General features: G+C 62.6%; 5 protein-coding genes. 3 read left to right on the top strand and 2 right to left on the bottom strand.

Features of this window, described 5'->3' with window-relative positions; translation table 11 throughout:
* The first annotated feature begins 578 nt into the window (after positions 1–578).
* From ACWDX9_RS60995 to ACWDX9_RS60985, 3 genes are all read left to right on the top strand, one after another.
* Positions 579–701: a hypothetical protein gene (locus ACWDX9_RS60995; protein ID WP_449973062.1), complete on the top strand. Its 123-nt coding sequence runs from the start codon at positions 579–581 to the stop codon at positions 699–701.
* A gap of 157 nt (positions 702–858) precedes the next feature.
* Positions 859–1,239 carry a hypothetical protein gene (locus ACWDX9_RS60990; protein ID WP_449973061.1) on the top strand — a complete coding sequence of 127 codons (381 nt, stop codon included), beginning with the start codon at positions 859–861 and terminating at the stop codon, positions 1,237–1,239.
* A 171-nt stretch (positions 1,240–1,410) separates the two neighbouring features.
* On the top strand, positions 1,411–1,617 hold the full coding sequence (locus tag ACWDX9_RS60985; RefSeq protein WP_397374770.1) for a hypothetical protein: 207 nt from the start codon (positions 1,411–1,413) through the stop codon (positions 1,615–1,617).
* 294 nt (positions 1,618–1,911) lie between these two features.
* On the opposite strand, the gene ACWDX9_RS60980 is transcribed toward ACWDX9_RS60985, so the two are convergent.
* On the bottom strand, positions 1,912–2,592 hold the full coding sequence (locus ACWDX9_RS60980; RefSeq protein WP_449973060.1) for a DUF2637 domain-containing protein: 681 nt from the start codon (positions 2,590–2,592) through the stop codon (positions 1,912–1,914).
* Between the two features lie 82 nt (positions 2,593–2,674).
* On the bottom strand, positions 2,675–3,731 hold a 1,057-nt coding region (locus ACWDX9_RS60975), incomplete at its 5' end, for a tyrosine-type recombinase/integrase (protein WP_449973059.1).

The following is a 3,731-nucleotide window of genomic DNA, read 5'->3' as shown; positions in this document are numbered from 1 at the left end:
CAGCAGCCTGGGCTACCGTAGCCCTGCCGACTTCGAGGCAGCTCACGCAGCCTGAGCACCACAACGATGGTGTCCGTCAAAGTGGAACAAGCTCAGTCCAAGGTCCTGCCGTTTTTGCGGGCCGCCTGTTCATCGCCCTTGCGAGGGGTCTCACCATGACATCGGCGGCCAGGCGGATGGAGAAGACCGCCGTGCTCATCGCCCCTGCGAGGGGTCTCAACCGGATGGCGCCGACGTCCATCAGCGGCCCGCTTCCTGTGCTCATCGCCCCTGCGAGGGTCTCAACATGAGTCGGTAGCATCCGTCACAGGGCTAATCGGTGCAAGTGCTCATCACCCCTGTTAGGGATTTCAACACGCAGTCGCCGCCGTGAGTGCTGTAGCTGTGCCAGGTGCTTATCGCTCCTGCGAGAGATCTCGACGCGGTCTGGCCGATTGTGGCTGTTGCGCCTGCGCAGGGATGGCCTGTGCCGGGAACGGCGGATGGCTCGTCGTGGCCGATCTCGCTATGGACGTCGAGGCCAGGATGGGGACGTTGATTGACCTGACGCCGGCCAGTTCGACCTGCTGCGGCTGCTCATGCTCAACCGGCGCCGGGTGCTGAGCAAGGCTCAGATCCTCGGCCACGTCAGGTCTTATGACTTTGGCGGGCAGGCCTATGTGGTCGAGCTGTACGCCCGGCCAGCGATGAAGAGCCTGTGAGACGTGCATTGCATGCCGGCTGAGCCAACACGCGTTTTGAACTATTTGGCGCGATTCGCCGCCCGGAACGATGCAGACCCATCACCCCCTCCCACTTGACGTAGTCATTTGATTACCTAAAGTAATCCTCCTGGAGCTGTAAAGGATGGAGGATGCAATGGCACCACGAGCAAGTCGATCGATCGCGCTACTCGTAAGCGGACTGATCCTGAGCGCCGCCGTACCGGCATCGGCCCAGGCGTCGGGTTGGCGAGACGGCTACGCCGACGGCAGCGTGACCGTCCCCGCCGACCGATCGTCGATCAGAGTGTGCGACGGCAAGGACGACAGCCACGTCTACAAGGCGGTCTGGCATAACGACAATCCCATCGACGCCAGGAAAGCGTTCGAAGTACGGGCGCCCCAGGGTGGCTGCGCTACGGACGACTCCTTCTGGGGATCGGTCAAGGTCTTCAAGCTCTGTTATGGGCACCTCGGTGCCAACAGGCTGGTCGTCTGGGATGGCTGCAAGGCGTCAGTGTGGCCAGGCGGTCACTAGGTCGACACCCCTCTTGACCCGCCACGTCCTCTGGCCTCGCACAGCATCGAGGCCGGAGGGCGTGGTTCTCCCTCGGCTCCTCTTCGCGGCCTCACTGAGGGACTATCGCCAGACGTAACAGTTAAATTACTTACCGTAGTTGTCGGCTTCTGTGGACCTATGGTTGAGGCCATGACGCCGTGGACCTACATTCAGGCCTTCCTGGATGTGCGTATTCAACGTGCCCGCAACGCACCAAGCCGAGGCGCATCAGCGGTTGAATGGGTGATCATCACCGCCGTCATCGCCGGGGTCGCGATGGCCCTCGCCCTGCTGATCAAGAGCCTCGTTGGGCAGGAAATGGGCAATCTGGAGAAGGCGTTCAGCACCCAACGATAAGCCTCGCAAACGTGGCTTACCGACGCAGAGGCCTGACGGGTCGGGAAGCCCATAGGGCGTGGTGCTCTCGTAACGCCTGCTTGACCGGCTGAATGCTTGGATCCCGTCGGCATTCCGGACACTTGTCTGCAGGTCATTCGTCCATGGAGGAACCAGTTGAATCCTGACCCTTTACGATGGCTGGCATGCTCGATACAACCAGTCAGTGATCCGGCCACCAGTCGATCTCCCGGGCTCTCCAGCGCTTCGATGGAGCGTCTGACCTCTAGGCCGATCATGATGGCGGGATGCCGGTCAACCTGCTGGTTCTCGCGCGAACGTGCCTGCTGCTCCGGCGGACTTCACCAGACGTGCCCAGCGAAGGCTGCGATGAAAGCGACGCGCCAGGTCGGCGGAGCGAGGCAACGCCCCGTCAGATCTCCGATTCTGGTTGGCCCATTCCCAAGCTTCACGTTGCAGTTTCCGGCGAGAAGGCCCGCGACTGGAGCAGGAGTCCGTTTGCGGATCAAGGAGGTGGTCGACATCGTTGGTCGTGTGCGTACACGTCCGGCGCCCGACGGAGCAGCGCACCAGTCTGAAGGCCATCTCCATGCCACCGATCAGTGCAAAGGCCGGCCATGCCGCTACCGCACGGCCGATAGTCGAGGGCTCAGCCACGGCGACGTTGGCGCCGACGCTCGCCAGGCTGCCAATGATCAGAAGGCTCCAAGGCAGGAGACCGCCCCGCTTGCCGCGGCGCGAGTCGGACAGCAAGGCCATGGATGCTGCGAGGATCATGCCGTCAACCGAGAGCGGGAGCAGAGCCGCTGACCAGGATGACTCACCGTGGCGGATGGCGAGCATGTGGAGGTGGCGGTAGCTCACCGTCGCGGCGATTGCAGCGAGCAGAACAACGGTGAGGATGGTGGTCCATCCGATGACTCGGTCCGAACGGGAGTGACCTTCGCCGCACGCGCAAGGCGTACTGTTTGTCATCGAGCCTCGACTTTCCTACGCCAGGGGTTGTGGGTTCAAGGGCTCGTCAGGTGTTCCCGCACGTGGCGAGCCCGTCTTTCCGCTACGACGACTTCCGCGCTTTTCTGTTCCTGATCTTGGCTAGAGCGTCGAGCGCCGTCTCGTCTGCGTCGTCCAGCGTGTGCAGGTACTTCTCGGTGGTCTTGATGGACGCGTGGCCGAGACGCTCCTTGACTACCTGCAGGTCGGCGCCACCGGCGAGGAGCCAGGAGGCGTGTGCATGGCGCAAGTCATGGATCCGCACGGCGATCTCCAACTCAGCCGCTTCAAGGGCGACGTGCCACACGCATCTCCGGAACCAGTCGGCGGGGATGTGGCCATCGGTGTCCCGCGTTCGGGGCGGTCGAGGGTTGTCCTTGCCCTTGGAGCGCCTTTCGGCTCGGTAGGCTGCGAACGCCGCGCGGCAGTGCTCGCATCGGCACTTCCCCGTGGTGTAGGCCGTACGTGTGCCGTGCTTATAGGAACGACCCACTTCGTTCTGCTCGGTGAAGCCGAGCGAGTCAGGGTTGGGAAGAACCCGGAGGTGAGGACGGGAACTCGGGTCGTCCTTCCACTCGAAGAACAGAGCCTCGCGCCCCAGGCCCTGAGCCTTCACATGGGCTTGTAGCTTGCGAACGATCTGGGCGCTCAGCTTGAAGCGGCGCCATTCCTTGTCCTTTGGGTACGGCTTGACGAGGAACCTCATGCCCTGGGGATGGAACTTCGGATTGACCTCCACCACCGCTCGGCAAACCGTCAGGATGCGGCTGGCGAAATCGAGATCCTTGACTCGAAGCTCTGTGAGCTCTCCCCAGCGAAGGCCGGTTTCGATGGCGGTCTCCACCAGGAGTTGAACGTCGGCATCCGGCAGGGCGTCGTACAAGGTGGCGAACTGCTCGGGACTGATGATCGTGAGCGGCTTAGGGACGACTGGGGGAGTCTTCACGCCCTTGCACGGGTGGAGGTAAGTCACCTGGTCGTTCAGAGCGGTGGTGAAGATCGCGCTGAGGATCACCATGAGGCTCTTGAGAGTGCGGTTCGCGAGTCCATGCCCGTGATGTCGCAGTGTGATCGGATGGATTTGTAGCGTTACCACCAGTCGGAGGGCTCGGATGTGCTGG

The organism is Nonomuraea sp. NPDC003201, from assembly GCF_053590415.1.
This window is presented reverse-complemented; position numbering and strand designations above follow the sequence as displayed.

What these genes read in the sequence shown, in the direction of transcription:
- ACWDX9_RS60995 (WP_449973062.1), top strand. Translation starts at nt 579, where the DNA reads ATGCTCAACCGGCGCCGGGTGCTGAGCAAGGCTCAGATCCTCGGCCAC.
- ACWDX9_RS60980 (WP_449973060.1), bottom strand. Translation starts at nt 2,592, where the DNA reads ATGACAAACAGTACGCCTTGCGCGTGCGGCGAAGGTCACTCCCGTTCG.
- ACWDX9_RS60990 (WP_449973061.1), top strand. Translation starts at nt 859, where the DNA reads ATGGCACCACGAGCAAGTCGATCGATCGCGCTACTCGTAAGCGGACTG.
- ACWDX9_RS60985 (WP_397374770.1), top strand. Translation starts at nt 1,411, where the DNA reads ATGACGCCGTGGACCTACATTCAGGCCTTCCTGGATGTGCGTATTCAA.